18 protein-coding genes and 1 pseudogene are annotated in these 16,158 nt (G+C 59.5%); 11 read left to right on the plus strand and 8 right to left on the minus strand.

Going from position 1 to position 16,158, the window contains the following annotated elements; translation table 11 throughout:
* The first annotated feature begins 7 nt into the window (after positions 1-7).
* From folE to ACWKWE_RS10190, 4 genes are all read left to right on the plus strand, one after another.
* Positions 8-568 (plus strand): GTP cyclohydrolase I FolE, encoded by a 561-nt coding sequence (folE, locus tag ACWKWE_RS10175; RefSeq protein WP_483850411.1) that lies wholly within the window; start codon positions 8-10, stop codon positions 566-568.
* 3 nt (positions 569-571) lie between these two features.
* Entirely contained in the window at positions 572-943 is a 372-nt protein-coding gene (gene folX, locus ACWKWE_RS10180; protein WP_166597197.1) for a dihydroneopterin triphosphate 2'-epimerase, read from the plus strand.
* 198 nt (positions 944-1,141) lie between these two features.
* The gene (locus ACWKWE_RS10185) at positions 1,142-1,438 is read left to right on the plus strand and encodes a DUF1244 domain-containing protein (RefSeq protein ID WP_483850412.1); all 297 of its coding nucleotides are present in this window, start codon (positions 1,142-1,144) and stop codon (positions 1,436-1,438) included.
* The gene (locus ACWKWE_RS10190) at positions 1,431-1,772 is read left to right on the plus strand and encodes a HopJ type III effector protein (RefSeq protein WP_483850413.1); all 342 of its coding nucleotides are present in this window, start codon (positions 1,431-1,433) and stop codon (positions 1,770-1,772) included. Before ACWKWE_RS10185 ends, ACWKWE_RS10190 begins: the two co-directional genes overlap by 8 nt.
* A gap of 184 nt (positions 1,773-1,956) precedes the next feature.
* On the opposite strand, the gene trxB is transcribed toward ACWKWE_RS10190, so the two are convergent.
* On the minus strand, positions 1,957-2,919 hold the full coding sequence (gene trxB, locus ACWKWE_RS10195; RefSeq protein WP_166597200.1) for a thioredoxin-disulfide reductase: 963 nt from the start codon (positions 2,917-2,919) through the stop codon (positions 1,957-1,959).
* Between the two features lie 156 nt (positions 2,920-3,075).
* Complete coding sequence (locus ACWKWE_RS10200) at positions 3,076-3,675, minus strand: peroxiredoxin (RefSeq protein ID WP_483850414.1); 600 nt, start codon at positions 3,673-3,675, stop codon at positions 3,076-3,078.
* Between the two features lie 260 nt (positions 3,676-3,935).
* Here ACWKWE_RS10200 and cysZ point away from each other — a divergent pair, with 260 nt between their 5' ends.
* The 3 genes from cysZ to ACWKWE_RS10215 all read left to right on the plus strand — a co-directional run bounded on the left by cysZ (position 3,936) and on the right by ACWKWE_RS10215 (position 6,408).
* A complete protein-coding gene (gene cysZ, locus ACWKWE_RS10205; RefSeq protein WP_166597202.1) occupies positions 3,936-4,691 on the plus strand; it encodes a sulfate transporter CysZ in 756 nt (251 codons plus the stop codon).
* A gap of 187 nt (positions 4,692-4,878) precedes the next feature.
* Positions 4,879-5,172, plus strand: a complete 294-nt coding sequence (locus tag ACWKWE_RS10210) for a hypothetical protein (protein WP_483850415.1) — start codon at positions 4,879-4,881, stop codon at positions 5,170-5,172.
* A gap of 69 nt (positions 5,173-5,241) precedes the next feature.
* Entirely contained in the window at positions 5,242-6,408 is a 1,167-nt protein-coding gene (locus ACWKWE_RS10215; RefSeq protein ID WP_483850416.1) for a glycosyltransferase family 4 protein, read from the plus strand.
* A gap of 118 nt (positions 6,409-6,526) precedes the next feature.
* Here ACWKWE_RS10215 and ACWKWE_RS10220 read toward each other — a convergent pair whose 3' ends face one another.
* The 3 genes from ACWKWE_RS10220 to ACWKWE_RS10230 form a co-directional block, all read right to left on the minus strand.
* Positions 6,527-7,636 (minus strand): NADH:flavin oxidoreductase, encoded by a 1,110-nt coding sequence (locus tag ACWKWE_RS10220; protein WP_178115751.1) that lies wholly within the window; start codon positions 7,634-7,636, stop codon positions 6,527-6,529.
* 289 nt (positions 7,637-7,925) lie between these two features.
* Complete coding sequence (locus ACWKWE_RS10225) at positions 7,926-8,408, minus strand: glutathione peroxidase (protein WP_166597206.1); 483 nt, start codon at positions 8,406-8,408, stop codon at positions 7,926-7,928.
* Positions 8,409-8,540: 132 nt separating this feature from the next.
* The gene (locus ACWKWE_RS10230; protein WP_166597207.1) at positions 8,541-9,026 is read right to left on the minus strand and encodes an FKBP-type peptidyl-prolyl cis-trans isomerase; all 486 of its coding nucleotides are present in this window, start codon (positions 9,024-9,026) and stop codon (positions 8,541-8,543) included.
* On the opposite strand from ACWKWE_RS10230, the pseudogene ACWKWE_RS10235 reads away from it, so the two are divergent.
* From ACWKWE_RS10235 to ACWKWE_RS10245, 3 genes and pseudogenes are all read left to right on the plus strand, one after another.
* Positions 9,025-9,358 (plus strand): annotated as a pseudogene (locus ACWKWE_RS10235) (DUF3565 domain-containing protein). The gene ACWKWE_RS10230 and the pseudogene ACWKWE_RS10235 overlap by 2 nt on opposite strands.
* 90 nt (positions 9,359-9,448) lie before the next feature.
* Positions 9,449-11,542 (plus strand): phosphate acetyltransferase, encoded by a 2,094-nt coding sequence (gene pta, locus ACWKWE_RS10240; protein ID WP_166597209.1) that lies wholly within the window; start codon positions 9,449-9,451, stop codon positions 11,540-11,542.
* Between the two features lie 83 nt (positions 11,543-11,625).
* Positions 11,626-12,525, plus strand: a complete 900-nt coding sequence (locus ACWKWE_RS10245) for a 1-acylglycerol-3-phosphate O-acyltransferase, YihG family (protein ID WP_166597210.1) — start codon at positions 11,626-11,628, stop codon at positions 12,523-12,525.
* Positions 12,526-12,729: 204 nt separating this feature from the next.
* On the opposite strand, the gene ACWKWE_RS10250 is transcribed toward ACWKWE_RS10245, so the two are convergent.
* From ACWKWE_RS10250 to ACWKWE_RS10260, 3 genes are all read right to left on the minus strand, one after another.
* Positions 12,730-13,428, minus strand: coding sequence for a YiaD family glycine zipper/OmpA-like lipoprotein (locus ACWKWE_RS10250; RefSeq protein ID WP_166597211.1), 699 nt, complete (start codon positions 13,426-13,428; stop codon positions 12,730-12,732).
* Positions 13,429-13,535: 107 nt separating this feature from the next.
* Entirely contained in the window at positions 13,536-14,180 is a 645-nt protein-coding gene (locus ACWKWE_RS10255) for an MBL fold metallo-hydrolase (protein WP_341962108.1), read from the minus strand.
* 115 nt (positions 14,181-14,295) lie between these two features.
* The gene (locus ACWKWE_RS10260; RefSeq protein ID WP_483850417.1) at positions 14,296-15,108 is read right to left on the minus strand and encodes a sulfite exporter TauE/SafE family protein; all 813 of its coding nucleotides are present in this window, start codon (positions 15,106-15,108) and stop codon (positions 14,296-14,298) included.
* Positions 15,109-15,218: 110 nt separating this feature from the next.
* Here ACWKWE_RS10260 and ACWKWE_RS10265 point away from each other — a divergent pair, with 110 nt between their 5' ends.
* The gene (locus ACWKWE_RS10265) at positions 15,219-15,983 is read left to right on the plus strand and encodes an AraC family transcriptional regulator (protein WP_483850418.1); all 765 of its coding nucleotides are present in this window, start codon (positions 15,219-15,221) and stop codon (positions 15,981-15,983) included.
* Positions 15,984-16,158: the final 175 nt, after the last annotated feature.

Raw genomic sequence — 16,158 nt, forward strand, 5'->3', positions numbered from 1 at the left:
CCCTTTGATGACCCTGTCACTGCCAGAGCACTACCGCGAAATCCTTGTCGGCCTGGGCGAAGACCCGGAGCGCGAGGGTTTGCGGGACACCCCCAAGCGCGCAGCGAAGGCCATGCAGTACCTGTGTCATGGATACGATCAGACGCTGGACGAGATCGTCAACGGTGCGCTCTTCGCGTCGGATAACGACGAGATGGTCATCGTGAAAGACATCGAGCTGTATTCGCTGTGCGAACATCACCTGCTGCCGTTCATTGGCAAGGCCCATGTGGCTTACATCCCCACCGGCAAAGTCCTGGGGCTGTCGAAGATCGCCCGCATCGTCGACATGTTCGCCCGGCGTCTGCAAATCCAGGAAAACCTGACCCGCCAGATCGCCGACGCCATTCAGGGCGTGACCCATGCGGCAGGCGTCGCGGTGGTCATCGAGGCGAAGCACATGTGCATGATGATGCGCGGTGTCGAAAAGCAGAATTCGACCATGAATACCTCGGTGATGCTCGGCGCCTTTCGCGAATCCAATACGACACGGATGGAATTCCTGCAACTGATCGGACGGAGCAAGTAGTCCATGGCAAGACTCGAACCAGGCACCGCACGCATCCGGGTCAAGGACCTGTGCCTGCGAACCTTTATCGGCATCAACGAAGATGAAATCCTCAACAAGCAGGATGTCCTCATCAACCTGACGATCCTGTACGCCGCCCAGGAAGCGGTGCGCGACAACGACATCGATCACGCGCTGAATTACCGGACCATCACCAAGGCAATCATTCATCACGTCGAGAGCAATCGTTTCGCGCTGCTGGAGCGGTTGACCCAGGAAGTGCTGGACTTGGTGATGAGCCACGAGGCCGTGCAATACGCCGAAGTCGAAGTCGACAAGCCCCACGCGCTGCGCTTCGCCGAGTCGGTGTCGATTACGCTGGCCGCCGAGCGCTGATTCCAGAAATGACGCTTGCCCCTGTGGTAGCGAATTCATTCGCGATGCGTGTGTACATCAACGGATTTGCATCGGATGTACCTGCCTCTCGCGAATGAATTCGCTCCCACAGGTCATCCATCCGTTGGACGAATGCCATTGCTCACCCTGCCCCGCGCTCTTATCATCCGCCCCACCTTCATTCGCACAGAGTCCATCATGACCGAGCAACAACGCCTGGAACTCGAAGCCGCCGCCTTCCGTCGTCTGGTCGCGCACCTGGACAGCCGAAAGGACGTGCAGAACATCGATCTGATGAACCTCTCCGGCTTCTGCCGCAACTGCCTGTCAAAGTGGTACAAGGCCGCCGCCGACGAGAAGCAGATCGACATCAGCCTCGATGACGCCCGCGAAGTGGTGTACGGCATGCCGTACAGCGAGTGGAAATCCCTCTACCAGAAAGAAGCCAGCGCCGATCAGCAAGCGGCGTTCTCCAAGGAAAAGAAACATGACTGACCTGAACACCCTGCGCGCCAGCCTGAAGTCCGGCGAACACCCGTTCGCCGATACGCTGGCGTTCGTCGCCGCGCACTACGACTACCAGCCACAGGCGTTCAGCAACGGCCCGGTCGAGAACGCAGCGGGTCAGAACGAAGGCTCGTGCAAGACCTTGGGTCTGGCGCTGCTAGAAGGCCTGAGCGACGAAGAAGCCCTGTTGGCGTTCGGCGAGCACTATCGCTCGGTGGTCGCCACGCCTGAGGGCAGCGATCACGGCAATATCCGTGCGCTGATCACCCATGGTCTGGCAGGCGTGAAGTTCAGCGCTCAGCCGTTGACGCGTAAAGCCTGATCGCTACCGCGCCGCGGTATGACAGCGCACGCTGGCCCTGTAGGAGCGAATTCATTCGCGATTGGCCGGTACATCCGATTCAGATGTTTACCCTGAAACACCGATCGCGAATGAATTCGCTCCTACAGTGCAGACACAAAAAAACCGGCCCGATGAGCCGGTTTTTTCGTTTTGGAATAGCCGATCAGAACGAAGCGTTAGCCAGACCGTCCAGATACCGCTCAACGTCCAGTGCCGCCATGCAGCCCGCACCCGCCGAGGTAATCGCCTGACGGTAAACGTGGTCAGCCACGTCACCTGCCGCGAACACGCCTTCGACGCTGGTCGCCGTCGCATTACCTTCGCGACCACCATGAACGACCATGTAGCCGTCTTTCAGCGCCAATTGGCCTTCGAACAGCGAGGTGTTCGGGGTGTGGCCGATGGCGATGAACACGCCGTCAACCTTCAACTCCGCGCTGCTGCCGTCGTTGTTCTTCAGACGTGCACCGGTCACGCCCATGTTGTCGCCCAGCACTTCATCCAGCGTGGCGTTCAGCTTGAGCTCGATCTTGCCCTCGGCCACACGTGCGTGCAGCTTGTCGATCAGAATCTTCTCGGCGCGGAAGGTATCGCGACGGTGAACCAGAGTGACCTTGCTGGCGATGTTAGCCAGGTAAAGCGCTTCTTCAACAGCCGTATTGCCGCCGCCGATAACAGCGACAGGCTTGTTGCGGTAGAAGAAACCATCACAGGTCGCACAGGCCGAAACACCCTTGCCCATGAATGCTTCTTCGGACGGCAAGCCCAAGTAACGAGCGCTGGCGCCAGTGGCGATGATCAGCGCGTCGCAGGTGTAGGTGCCGCTGTCGCCTTTCAGGCTGAACGGTTTACCGGCCAGATCGACGGCATTGATGTGGTCGAAAATGATCTCGGTTTCGAAACGCTCGGCGTGTTCACGCATGCGGTCCATCAACACCGGGCCGGTCAGGCCATGGGGGTCACCCGGCCAATTGTCGACTTCGGTGGTGGTGGTCAGCTGACCACCCGCCTGCATGCCGGTGATCAGCAGAGGCTTGAGGTTGGCACGGGCCGCATAGACCGCAGCGCTGTAACCGGCAGGGCCGGAGCCGAGAATAATCACTCGGGAATGACGTACATCAGACATGACACACTCCTATTGACCGGCCATTACGTGTGGTCGGAGTCACTGTGGTCTAAACCGGCGGACCGGTTGAATAAAACGGATCGGTGAGCCACTTGGAGAAGATTCGCCCATCCATCCTGAAATCGTGACGCTGCGACCGAAGCCGCAGCGACGGTATTACAAGCTCTTGGCGTTCTCAGCCAGGTAATCGGCAACGCCCGAAGCGTCAGCCTTCATGCCTTTCTGGCCTGGACGCCAGCCAGCCGGGCAAACTTCGCCGTGCTGCTCAGTGAATTGCAGTGCTTCAACCAGACGGACCATTTCGTCAACGTCACGGCCCAGTGGCAGGTTGTTGACCACCTGGTGCTGAACCACACCGCTCTGGTCGATCAGGAACGAACCGCGCAGCGCAACGCCGTCGTCGTGTTCGATGCCGTAAGCGCGAGTGATGTCGTGCTTGATGTCGGCAACCATAGTGAACTGGACCTGGCCGATGCCGCCCTTTTCAACCGGGGTATTGCGCCATGCAGCGTGGGTGAAGTGCGAGTCGATGGACACACCAACCACTTCAACGCCGAGATCACGGAATTTGGCAACGCGGTTGTCGTGCGCAATGATTTCCGACGGGCACACGAACGTGAAGTCCAGTGGCCAGAAGAACAGCACGACGTATTTGCCGCGCAGCGAAGACAGTTTGAAGTCCTCGACAATCGAACCGTCGCCCAGAACGGCGGCAGCAGTGAAATCCGGGGCCTGTTTGTTAACCAGAACGCTCATTAAGACTCCTGAGAGGTTCAAAGTGAATGGAAGAGGTCTAAAAGATGCCCGCAAGCTTATCGGGGCGGGGAAGATTAAGGAAATATCGTTTCACAATCCAGCTCATAGGCCGTACCTATCCCGATGATCGATGGCCTGGGTATCGTCGATAGACTCTGCCTTCACCAGATTGTTTCGGCGAATGTCGCCATACCGTTCCCGCTTCCGCCGCTTGGGGAAAGCCGGTAAGGTCGGCGCGTTTTCAATGTTTGGAGGCTTGTATGCCTGCACCCGCCCTGTCTGGTCCGCAATACCTGCGCGAAGGCCTGAAACTGGTCCTCAGCCCCGGTTTGCGGCTGTTTGTCCTGCTGCCGCTGACCATTAACCTGGTGCTGTTCAGCGCACTGATCTATTTCGCTGGTCACGAATTCAGCCTGTGGGTCGATTCGTTCATGCCGACGCTGCCCAGCTGGCTGAGCTTCCTCAATTACATCCTGTGGCCGCTGTTCGTGGTGCTGGTCGCGCTGATGGTGTTTTTCACCTTTACCATGATCGCCAACGTCATCGCCGCACCATTCAACGGTTTTTTGTCAGAAAAAGTCGAAGTGGTCCTGCGCGGCACCGATGATTTCCCTGCGTTCAGTTGGGGCGAGCTGATCGAAATGGTCCCCCGCACGCTCAGCCGCGAGATGCGCAAGCTGGGCTACTTCCTGCCCCGCGCCATCGGGCTGTTCATCCTGTCTTGGATTCCCGTCGTCAACATCGTCGCCGCACCGCTGTGGCTGATGTTCGGCGTGTGGATGATGGCCATCCAGTACATCGACTACCCTGCCGACAACCACAAAATGAGCTGGCAAGACATGCTCGCCTGGCTGCGCGCCAAGCGCTGGCAGAGCATGAGCTTTGGCGGGATCGTGTACCTGGTGCTGCTGATTCCGGTGGTCAACATTTTGATGATGCCCGCTGCGGTGGCGGGAGCGACGTTGTTCTGGGTCCGAGAGCGGGGGGCGGAGACGCTGGCGGAGCGGATTCGCTGATCGAATAAGAAGGCCTCATACGAGGCCTTTTTTGATCACGGTTGGAATATGAGGTAAATCCCCACCGTAAGCCACGCCCACAAAATCAGGACCAATCCTACAAACGTCTTCCATACGTCCCACAACCGCCTTGTTCAACCATGGTGACGCCCACTCCGGGCGCGTTCATCAATGGGAGTTCAAACGCATGGAAACCAGCCGTCTCAATCCCGTGAATCACACCCAACCGTCGCTGCTGCCGCAAAAAGCGAAACGTGATCCCAACGCACCCGCGTTCATGCAAGCATTGGCCGATGCAGTGAAAACAGCCACCTCCAACACTTCACCTGCGGAGCCGGCCACGCTCGCCCGCCCCGTGAAACCGCGGTCTCATCTGAATCTGGTCAGCCTCAACCCCGTTCAAACCCACTACACACCCGAGGCCGCCGCACTGGAAAAGATCGGGTCATCGCGGATCGTGCCGTTCACGGTCGGAGGCTGAGATGAACGGTCACAAATCCATCACCCAACCGCCACACAAGCGCAACGCCAGACTCTGAAACTGGCGGTTATGAGTAAGTCTTTGCATATCACCTTGATCACTGAAACGTACGCGCCTGAAATCAATGGCGTGGCCACCACGCTGAGCCGGTTGTGCGACGGCTTGCGGCTGCGTGGGCATCGTGTGGAAGTGATTCGTCCCCGGCAGAACGAGGACGAGTTGCGGGCGGCGGGTGATGATTTGATGCTGTGTCGCGGCTGGCCGATTCCAGGGTATCCGGGGTTGCAGTGGGGTCAGTCGTCGATGCACAAGTTGCTGCGGCGCTGGCAGCGGAGTCGGCCGGATGTGCTCTACATCGCGACTGAAGGGCCGTTAGGGCTTTCTGCCTTGAGGGCAGCGCGGCGCTTGCAAATTGCGATTGTCAGCGGCTTTCACACTAATTTTCAGCAATACACGCGGCAGTACGGGATGGGCTTTATTACGCGCCTGCTGACCTCGTATCTGCGCTGGTTTCATAATCGTTCGAACGCCACGCTGGTGCCCAGCGCCAGCCAGAAGACAGAACTGGAACGGCGCGGCTTCGAGCGGTTGGAGCTGCTGTCGAGGGGCGTGGATTGCCAATTGTTTCATCCATCCCGACGTTCGAACTTGCTGCGTGAGACTTGGGGCCTGGAGCCTGGTGACACCGCTGTTTTACACGTAGGACGGCTCGCCCCGGAGAAAAATCTGGGGCTGCTCAAAACCGCGTTCGACGGTCTGGTCAGCGCTTATCCCGACAAAAAGCTCAAGCTGGTGATCGTCGGTGACGGCCCGGTTCGCGCAACGCTGCAACAGCAGGTGCCGGACGCGATCTTCTGCGGCACCCAACGAGGTGAGGCGCTGGCGGCTCACTATGCGTCGGGGGATCTGTTTCTGTTTCCGAGCATGACCGAGACATTCGGCAATGTCGTTCTTGAAGCGCTGGCCTCAGGGCTCGGCGTGGTGGCGTACGACGAAGCCGCAGCGGCCCAGCACATTCGACACGGCCACAACGGCGCAGTCGCGATGCCAGGCGATGAAGAGGGCTTTACTGACGCTGCACGCTGGATGCTTGAGGACGACGAGACCCTGCGCAGGGTTCGCCTGAATGCTCGGCAACATGCCAGCCGTCAGGGGTGGGCGGGGGTGATCGAGGCGTTCGAGCAATATTTGCGGGTGGCCAGTGAGCGGCGTGATGGAGTCGCTTTAGGGGTCTAGCGCTGGGGAGCGCATTCATTCGCGAATGATCGGACATTCAACACATTCGTGTCGTCTGTACCGACGTTTCGCGAATGAATTCGCTCCCACCGAAAAACACACCTGCGCAGGCGGTGGTTTACTCCAGCTTGCCCAATGCGTCCCGGCTGAACGGCAGGATATCTTCCTCGCGACCCTCGCGCACTTTCACCGCCCAATCCGGATCGACCAGAAGCGCACGGCCCACGGCCACGAGATCGAATTCCTCATCACCCAAACGCTTGAGCAGATTCTCCAGGCTGGCGGGTTGCGCGACTTTGTCGGTGTTGACCATGAATTGCAGGAACTCACCGTCCAGCCCGACGCTGCCGACGGTGATGGTCGGTTTGCCCGTCAATTTGCGAGTCCAGCCTGCCAGGTTCAGATCAGAACCTTCGAATTCTGGCTCCCAGAAACGGCGCGTCGAACAGTGGAAAATGTCCACGCCCGCGTCAGACAGTGGCTTGAGGAAAGCCCCCAGCGCTTCCGGGGTCTGCACCAGACGCGCGGTGTAGTCTTGCTGTTTCCACTGGGAGTAACGAAAGATGATCGGGAAATCAGGGCCGACGGCGGCGCGCACGGCCTGAATCAGTTCGATGGCGAAACGCGAGCGCTGGGCCAGGTCCCCGCCGTACTCGTCGGTGCGCTGGTTGGTGCCTTCCCAGAAGAACTGGTCGACGATGTAACCGTGAGCACCGTGAATTTCCACGCCGTCCATGCCAATGTTCTTGGCGTCTTTCGCCGCTTGAGCGAAGGCCGCGATAACGTCAACGATGTCCTGTTTGCTCATGCCATGGACGACGACGTTACCATCCTTGAGTTTTTCAGTCGGGCCATACGCAGGAATGGTGCCATCCGGTTCGGTGCCCAAGCGACGCACGGCGCCCACGTGCCACAGTTGCGGGACGATCTTGCCGCCCTCTGCGTGAACCGCATCGACCACTTTTTTCCAGCCCGCCAACGCCGCTTCGCCAAAGAATTGCGGGACGTTCGGGTAGCCGTTGGACGCCTTGTGACCGACGGTCGTGCCTTCAGTGATGATCAAACCCACGCCTGCCGCAGCGCGGCGACGGTAGTACTCGATGACTTTGGAATTTGGCACGCCACCCGGGGAAAACGATCGGGTCATCGGCGCCATGACCACCCGCGTAGGCAATTCCAGGCTGCCCAGATGAAAAGGTTTAAACAAGGCTTTGACTGGCATGCACACGTCCTCGGCTCAGGGAATATTATGAAGGTCATACAGAATGAGCCGACCGAGCCGGGATGCCTAGCACTATTGATTTGGGTGATTAAGGTTTAGAAGTCGCAAAAAAGACGCCTAGGGATGGGCGTATGCACATGCCTTCCGAACGCCACGAGGCCTCTGGGGGAGCGAATTCATTCGCGAAGGTGGGTAAGGCGACGCCGATGCAGCGGCTGCACCGGCCCCTCGCGAATGAATTCGCTCCTACAGAGAATCTGCGGCAGCGTTCAAGCGTCGAGGATGACCGAATCAATCAATGCAGCGCTTTTTCAATGGCCTGTATCACTGCCGAATCATCCGGCGTGGTACGTGGCGAAAAACGCGCCAGCACGCGGCCGTCTTGCCCGACGAGAAACTTTTCGAAGTTCCAGGTGATATCCCCCGGAAACTCTGCACCTTCACCTGCCAGCATCTGATACAGGCGGTGACGATGCGGCCCGTTGACTTCCAGCTTGTCACCCAGAGGGAAGGTGACGCCGTAGTTCAGCGAACAGAATTCTTGAATCTCTTCCTGAGAACCTGGCTCTTGCCCCGCGAACTGGTTGCAAGGCAAACCCAGAACGCTGAAACCGCGGTCCTTGTATTTCTGATAGAGATTTTCGAGTGCGGCGTACTGTGGCGTGAGGCCACATTTGGAGGCCACGTTGACCACCAGAACCACTTTGCCCTTCAGGGGCGCGAGAGGCAGTTCCTGGCCATCCAGAGCTTTTAATTTCAGGTCGTGAAATATACTCATGACGAAACTCCCCTGCTCACCAAACAAACACTATCGGCCGAAAAAGGCGCCCTGTCAGGCCGCGAAACCAAGACGGTTTTCGCAAAAGCCCGCGAGGACGCCTGGCCAGCTATTTGAGCTTAGCAGGACAAATCAGTGGTGATGGCCACCTTCGCCATGCACGTGGCCGTGGGCGATTTCTTCCTGGCTGGCGTCACGGATGGCAACGATCTTGACCTGGAAATTCAGGCGCTGACCGGCCAGCGGGTGGTTACCGTCGACAGTGACGTCGTCGCCGTCCAGATCACGGATGGTGACGATCTGCATTTGGCCGTCCGGCGCGGAAGCGTGGAATTGCATGCCCACTTCCAGTTCGTCGACGCCTTCGAACATGCTGCGGTTCAGGGTGCTGACCAGTTCAGCCGAGTACTCGCCGTAAGCGTCTTCAGGCTCGATGGCGACTTTCAGCTCGTCACCGACGTCCTTGCCTTCCAGTGCCTTTTCCAGACCCGGAATGATGTTACCTGCGCCTTGCAGGTAAACCAGCGGCGCGCCGCCGGCAGAACTGTCGATGACCTCACCAGCGTCATTGGTCAGGGTATAGTCAATGGAGACAGCCTTGTTGGCGGCGATCGGCATGGGGCAAGACCTTTTGCAAATAGAGATATGAGCGAGCAAGTCTAACCAAGCCCTCGCGCGAAAGCGAACGCAACTCAGACGGACGGCCCCGATTGCACGACCCTGCGATGCCTCAGAACGACACCACGATTATCGGCTTTCATCAGGACGAGGATGGCCATTGGGTCGCCGACCTCGCCTGCGGTCACACCCAGCACTTGCGGCACCAACCACCGTGGCAATCCCGCGCCTGGGTGCTCGATGCGCAGGCGCGACAAGAAAAAATAGGTCAATCGTTTCGTTGCGGCTGGTGCGCGCAGGGGGCAGATGACGATAACCTTGTGCCCCGTTGAGACGCTGCGACTGAACAGCGTCCTGTTTGACTTAGGTCCTCTGATTCTGACGAATCAAGACCCTTGCACGCTCACCTTCGAGAAGCCCGCATGCAGACTTTTTTTATCGCGCCCACAGACTTCGGTGTGGGTTTGACGTCCATCAGCCTCGGGCTGGTGCGTACCCTGGAGCGCGCCGGACTCAAGGTCGGCTTTTTCAAACCCATCGCCCAGCCCCACCCCGGCGACCTCGGCCCGGAGCGGTCGACCGAACTGATCGCCCGCACTCATGGCCTCAAGCCGCCCAAACCCCTCGCCCTCGGCCATGTCGAACGCATGCTCGGCGAAGGTCAACTGGATGAGTTGCTCGAAGAAATCATCAATCTTTATCAAGAAGCGTCCGTGGGCCGCGACGTGTTGATCGTCGAAGGCATGGTGCCGACCCGCAGCGCCAGCTATGCCGCGCGGGTCAACCTGCACATGGCCAAGGCGCTGGACGCGGAAGTGATTCTGGTGTCTGCGCCAGAAAACGAAGTGCTGACGGAGCTTTCCGGCCGCGTCGAGTTGCAGGCGCAGATGTTCGGCGGCCCGAAAGACCCGAAAGTGCTGGGCGTGATCCTCAACAAAGTGCGCACCGACGAAAGCATGGAAGCCTTCTCAGCGCGACTCAAGGAACACTCGCCTTTGCTGCGCAGCGGCGATTTCCGCCTGCTGGGTTGCATCCCGTTCCAGGCTGACCTCAACGCCCCGCGCACCCGTGACGTCGCTGAATTGCTGGGCGCTCAGGTGATCAACGCCGGTGACTACGAACAGCGACGCATGTCGAAAATCATCATCTGCGCCCGCACCGTGCTGAACACGCTGCAACTGCTGAAACCCGGCGTGCTGGTGGTCACACCCGGCGACCGCGACGACATCATTCTCGCCGTGAGCATGGCGACCATGAACGGCGTACCGTTGGCCGGTTTGCTGCTGACCAGCGACACCCGCCCCGATCCGCGCCTGATGGAACTGTGCGCTGGCGCCCTACAAGCGGGCCTGCCGGTGTTGTCGGTAAGCACCGGCTCGTACGACACCGCCAATCAGTTAAACGGGCTGAACAAGGAAATCCCGATCGACGACCGCGAACGCGCGGAGATCATCACCGATTTCGTCGCCAGCCACCTGGACGCCAACTGGCTGCATCAGCGCTGCGGTACGCCTCGGGAAATGCGCCTGTCGCCCGCCGTGTTCCGCTATCAACTGATCCAGCGGGCACAGGCCGCCAACAAACGCATCGTGCTGCCGGAAGGCGCCGACCCGCTGACCGTGCAAGCCGCCGCGATCTGTCAGGCCCGTGGCATCGCCCGCTGCGTGTTGCTCGCCAAGCCTGACGACGTGCTGGCCGTGGCGCGCGCTCAAGGCATCGAATTGCCGATGGGGCTGGAAATCCTCGATCCGGACGAAATTCGCGAACGCTACGTCGGGCCGATGGTCGACCTGCGCAAGAACAAAAGCCTCAATGCGCCGATGGCCGAGCAGCAATTGGAAGACCCGGTCGTGATCGGCACCATGATGCTGGCGCTGGACGAAGTGGACGGCTTGGTCTCGGGCGTCGTGCATTCCACTGCCAACACCATCCGCCCCGCCCTGCAACTGATCAAGACCGCGCCGGGCTGCACGCTGGTGTCGTCGGTGTTCTTCATGCTGTTTCCCGAGCAGGTGCTGGTCTACGGCGACTGCATCATGAACCCGCACCCGACCGCAGAAGAACTGGCGGAAATCGCGGTGCAAAGCGCGGATTCTGCCGTTGCCTTCGGCCTGTCGCCGCGCGTTGCGATGATCAGCTATTCCAGCGGCAACTCGGCCAGTGGCGAGGAAGTTGAGAAAGTGCGCGAGGCCACGCAACTGGCGCAGGAAACCCGTCGAAGCCTGTTGATCGACGGTCCATTGCAATACGATGCGGCAGCCAACGAGAACGTGGCTCGGCAACTGGCGCCGGACAGCCCGGTCGCCGGTCGCGCCAACGTGTTCGTGTTCCCCGACCTCAACACCGGCAACACCACGTACAAGGCCGTGCAACGCAGTGCGGACTGCGTAAGCCTCGGCCCGATGCTGCAAGGCCTGCGCAAGCCGGTGAACGATTTGCCGCGCGGCGCCCAAGTGGATGACATCGTCTACACCATCGCCCTCACGGCCATTCAGGCCGCGAATTTGCCCCAATAAAATCGGCCTGCAACATCCTTCGCCCACAATAACGCCGCCGGGAACTCACCGGCGGCTGTCTTACCTTCGGAGTTCGATCCCCCATGGATTTCTTGCCCGCCCCTTTGCGCGGTGTCCTCGCCTCGCTGCTGTTGGCGCTCAACACGATTGTCTGCTGCACGCCGCTGTTCATCGTCGCAATCTTCAAGCTGTGCCTGCCCTTTCCGGCGGCGCAGAAAGTCACCGACTGGCTGATGAGCCACATTCACGAGGCCTGGATCAGCAACAACAATGCCTGGATCAACCTGCTCGGCCACACCCGCTGGCACCTGAGCGGGCTGGAAGGTCTGGACTATCAACACTCGTATCTGGTGACCAGTAATCACCAGAGCTGGGTGGACATCATGGTCTTGCAGTACGTGCTCAACCGGCGCATTCGCCCGCTGAAGTTCTTCCTCAAACAGGAGCTGATCTGGGTGCCGGTGATTGGCCTGGCGTGGTGGGCGCTGGGCTTCCCGTTCATGAAGCGCTACAGCAAGGCGTATCTGGCCAAGCACCCGGAAAAGAAAGGCAAGGACCTGGAAACCACCCGCCGCACCTGCGCGAAATTTCGCAACAACCCCGTGGGGATTTTCAACTTTGCCGAAGGCACGCGGTTCACCAAGGGTAAGCACGCTCAACAACAATCGCCGTTTCGTTACCTGCTGAAACCCAAAGCGGGTGGCATTGCGTTTGTGCTGGATGCCATGGGCGAGCAACTGGAATCGTTGATCAACGTGACTATTCATTACCCGGTGGGCCAGCCAGGGTACTGGGATTTGCTGTGCGGCAACGTGCGCGAGGTGGTGGCGCACTTTGAAGAAGTGCAGATTCCGCAGCAGTTCATTGGCAAAAGCTACGACCAGGACGAAGCGTATCGCGCAGAATTTCAGCAATGGATCAATCGGCTGTGGGAAGAGAAGGATGCATTGCTGGGGCAGATGCATGAGCGGTATTCCCGGTAAATGTCCCCCCAGCCGTCCCTCATCCTCGCGACGCCGCCCCCCCTGTAGGAGCGAATTTATTCGCGAAGGGCCGGTACACTCGATAGAGGTGTATCGGCAGTACGAGCGGTTCGCGAATGAATTCGCTCCTACAGGGAATCTTCATCAATCAGAAACCAAAAACCCCGGCACTCAGGCCGGGGTTTCAGGCGTTACACGCTCAACTTATTGCTGCTGATACTGCTGACCGGGAATCGGCTTGAGGTTGACCTCTACGCGACGGTTCTGGGCGCGGCCGTTGACATCGGCGTTGCTGGCAATCGGCGAATCAGGACCGGCACCGCGAACCGACAGGTGGGACGCATCCACACCTTGGGACGTCAGGTACGTCGCCACACTTTGAGCACGCTGTTGAGACAGGTCCATGTTGTGCTGACGGCTGCCGGTGCTGTCGGTGTAGCCCACGATTTCAATGACGTTCTGGTTGTACTGTTTCAGCGAACCGGCGAGGTTGTTCAGCGGCGAATAGAAGCTGCTGGCAATCGCGGAAGAGTCGGTGGCGAACGTGATGTTGCCTGGCATCACCAGTTTGATGGTGTCGCCCTGACGCTGCACTTCGACACCGGTGTTGGCCATGCTCGCCCGCAAGGCGGCTTCCTGCTTGTCAGCGTAATAACCGTAACCGGCCGCGCCGGCACCCACGACAGCGGCGCCAATCAGCGCGCCCTTGCCACGATGGTTGTGGTCGATGGCAGCACCGGCGACGGCACCGGCCAACGCACCCAGACCACCGTATTTGGCGGTTTTGCTCACACCACCGGAGTTTTGCGCCTGCCCCTGATTGTCGTAAGGATTCTGCGTCGCACAGCCCGAAAGGACAGCCAACGCGGTAGCAGCGATGATCAAACGGCGAAAGGTCAACATCAAGGAAAGCTCCTGTTTTGCATGTCTACGGCCAACCACAGAGGCCGACGATATGGGCGATTAGAGCATGGAGACCGTCAAAAATTCCTTAACGCGGCCTGAACGATTTACGCCCTGACGAAAGGGTTTTCGCGCATTTCATCCCCTAATCGAGTGTCCGGCCCGTGGCCCGTCACCACCGTCGCCGCCTCGTCCAGCGTGTACAGCCGCTCCTTGATCGAACGCACAATGGTGGCCTGATCGCCGCCCCACAAATCCGTCCGCCCCACACCGCGCTTGAACAGGGTGTCGCCCGCGATCAACAACTTCGCGTCCTCGAACCAGAAACTCATCGACCCCGGCGTATGCCCCGGTGTGTGCAACGCCACTCCGCACCCGCAGGCCAGTTCTTCGTCGTGCTCCAGCCACCGATCCGGCGAAGGCACCGGCACATAGGGAACGCGAAACACCTGACACTGGGTTTCGAGGTTGTCCCACAAGAACTGATCCTCCTTGTGCAGATGCAACGTCGCCCCGGTCTTCTCCTTCAACTGACCCGATGCGAGGAAATGATCGAGATGCGCGTGGGTATGAATGATGCTCACGCACTTCAGACCGTGCGCTTCCAGCTTCGCCAGAATCAACTCGTGATTGCCGCCGGGATCGACCACGATGGCCTGTTTCGTGACCGGATCGCCGATGATCGTGCAGTTGCACTGCAACGGGCCGACGGGGAATGTTTCGCGGATGAGGGTGGGTGCTGGGGTTTGCATGATGACCTGATCGTATCGGGTGTGGTGCGGGGTATGCCCTCGCAGCGGATACGCAAGGTTCGCCCGAAAAGCCCGGTGGTTCAACCCGCCTTGATCCTGTAAAGAGCCGAGCCGCTCAGGCCAATCCCATACTCACCAACACCACCCCCAACAACCCCACGTACGCCCACGCGTGCAGCCGGTCCGGAATGCGCCCCACCCAACGGGCAGCCAGGCGCATGCCGAACCAGGCGCCGAGGGTCAGGAGGGCGAAGGCACTGAGGTTGACGTAGCCGATGTAGCCCGCGCCCAGCGGCGTATTGTCCAATGCGCCGGTGACCATGTAGGTCGTCGTGCCGACGAGGGCGACAGGTAGACTCAGCGGGTTAGCCATGGCGGTGGCCTGGGTCATGCTCAGGCCGCAGCGCCTCAGAAGCGGGACAGTCATGACGCTGCCGCCGACGCCCAGAAATGTCGCAATGGCACCGATGAGAATGCCGCCGGGGCCGCGCGTCATTGTGCTCAGTGGGCGTGGTTCATTTTCAGCAGCGCGTGAAACGAATCCGCGTCTGAGCAGGCAATCGGCGATGGTGATTGCCAGATAAGCCATAAACGCTACGCGCAATACCGAGCCGTTGACGAAGCCAGCCGCGACGGCGCCGATCAGCGAGCCGATGCCAATGAAGCCTGCCAGTGGCCACAGCCAATCCTTGAGCAGCGTGCCCGAGCAGGCGGAGCGGCGGGTGCTCAATGAGGCGTTGACGATCATCACGCAGGTTGAGGTCGCTACGGCCACATGCATCGCAATTGGCGCGCTCAAGCCGCCGACAGTTTCGCTGTTCAAGATACCGTACAGCACCGGCACGACCACAAAGCCGCCTCCAAATCCGAACAGCACGGTCGTCACCCCGGAAAGAGCGCCGAACAGCGCCAGCAAGAGATACGTCATTGCCCTGAATCCTTGAAAAAGAGGTGTTCACAATAAGCAGGGTGATCACGTCAAACTTGAGGATTCGGGCCATTCATGTTTGTGTTTCGGCCAGACTCTGGAAAAACGCCATGCGCAACATCTCTATCGAAACGCTCGATAACACCCCCCGCCCGGTCGTCGCGATTGGCAATGATTACGCCGATGGCTACCTGCTGCGTCGTCATCACCATCGCCGTGCGCAATTGCTGTACGGCTCGACGGGGGTGATGAAAGTCTCCACCCCTCAGGGCGATTGGGTGGTGCCGCCTCAACAGGCAGTGTGGATTCCGCCGCAGATGGAACATGAAGTCCTGATGCTCGGGGTCAGCACCCGCAGCCTGTACATCGAACCGTCTGCGGTGCCCGTCTTCAGACAGACTTGCGAAGTCATCGGAATCTCGCCCCTGTTGCGCCAACTGCTGATCGAGGCGGTGGAGATGCCGTTGACGTACGCAGTCGACGGCCGCGACGGGGTGCTGATAACGCTGGCCCTGCTGGAAATCGGGCAGGCCAGAACGCTGCCGTTGCACATTCCCCTGCCCGATGATCACCGCCTGCTCGCCCGCTGCCAGGCCTTCTTGCGACACCCGGACATTCATCAATCGCCCCAGGACTGGGCGCAGGATTTGTTCGTCAGTGAGCGCTCGTTCAGCCGCCTGTTTCGTGAACAGACGCAGATGAGTTTCGGCCAATGGCGGCAACAGGCTTGCGTGGTGTTGGCGCTGTCGCGGCTGTCGAGCGGTGAATCCATTACCCGCATTGCGCTGGAGCTGGGCTATGAAAGCCCGGGCGCTTTTTCGACCATGTTCCGTCGTCTAACCGGTCGTCCTCCCAGCCACTATGCCCGCGACTAGGAAGACTCTAAGCGCGCAAAAGGTTGAACTAGCACCGGTTTTCTCCATACGGTCCGACGGTCTATCGCTCAGCTTCTACACTCACCCGAGTGGGTTTTAACGAGGGGTCAGGACAACTCATCCATTTATTTTTGTTGCCCAACTTTCGGAGGAGATGAGCATTTCACGCTAACTG

It is taken from the genome of Pseudomonas salicis, assembly GCF_057128705.1.

What these genes read in the sequence shown, in the direction of transcription:
- ACWKWE_RS10225 (WP_166597206.1), bottom strand. Translation starts at nt 8,408, where the DNA reads ATGAGTATATTTCACGACCTGAAATTAAAAGCTCTGGATGGCCAGGAA.
- trxB (WP_166597200.1), bottom strand. Translation starts at nt 2,919, where the DNA reads ATGTCTGATGTACGTCATTCCCGAGTGATTATTCTCGGCTCCGGCCCT.
- ACWKWE_RS10230 (WP_166597207.1), bottom strand. Translation starts at nt 9,026, where the DNA reads ATGCCGATCGCCGCCAACAAGGCTGTCTCCATTGACTATACCCTGACC.
- cysZ (WP_166597202.1), top strand. Translation starts at nt 3,936, where the DNA reads ATGCCTGCACCCGCCCTGTCTGGTCCGCAATACCTGCGCGAAGGCCTG.
- ACWKWE_RS10210 (WP_483850415.1), top strand. Translation starts at nt 4,879, where the DNA reads ATGGAAACCAGCCGTCTCAATCCCGTGAATCACACCCAACCGTCGCTG.
- ACWKWE_RS10255 (WP_341962108.1), bottom strand. Translation starts at nt 14,180, where the DNA reads ATGCAAACCCCAGCACCCACCCTCATCCGCGAAACATTCCCCGTCGGC.
- ACWKWE_RS10190 (WP_483850413.1), top strand. Translation starts at nt 1,431, where the DNA reads ATGACTGACCTGAACACCCTGCGCGCCAGCCTGAAGTCCGGCGAACAC.
- ACWKWE_RS10185 (WP_483850412.1), top strand. Translation starts at nt 1,142, where the DNA reads ATGACCGAGCAACAACGCCTGGAACTCGAAGCCGCCGCCTTCCGTCGT.
- ACWKWE_RS10250 (WP_166597211.1), bottom strand. Translation starts at nt 13,428, where the DNA reads ATGTTGACCTTTCGCCGTTTGATCATCGCTGCTACCGCGTTGGCTGTC.
- ACWKWE_RS10260 (WP_483850417.1), bottom strand. Translation starts at nt 15,108, where the DNA reads ATGACGTATCTCTTGCTGGCGCTGTTCGGCGCTCTTTCCGGGGTGACG.
- ACWKWE_RS10215 (WP_483850416.1), top strand. Translation starts at nt 5,242, where the DNA reads ATGAGTAAGTCTTTGCATATCACCTTGATCACTGAAACGTACGCGCCT.
- folX (WP_166597197.1), top strand. Translation starts at nt 572, where the DNA reads ATGGCAAGACTCGAACCAGGCACCGCACGCATCCGGGTCAAGGACCTG.
- folE (WP_483850411.1), top strand. Translation starts at nt 8, where the DNA reads ATGACCCTGTCACTGCCAGAGCACTACCGCGAAATCCTTGTCGGCCTG.
- pta (WP_166597209.1), top strand. Translation starts at nt 9,449, where the DNA reads ATGCAGACTTTTTTTATCGCGCCCACAGACTTCGGTGTGGGTTTGACG.
- ACWKWE_RS10200 (WP_483850414.1), bottom strand. Translation starts at nt 3,675, where the DNA reads ATGAGCGTTCTGGTTAACAAACAGGCCCCGGATTTCACTGCTGCCGCC.
- ACWKWE_RS10245 (WP_166597210.1), top strand. Translation starts at nt 11,626, where the DNA reads ATGGATTTCTTGCCCGCCCCTTTGCGCGGTGTCCTCGCCTCGCTGCTG.
- ACWKWE_RS10265 (WP_483850418.1), top strand. Translation starts at nt 15,219, where the DNA reads ATGCGCAACATCTCTATCGAAACGCTCGATAACACCCCCCGCCCGGTC.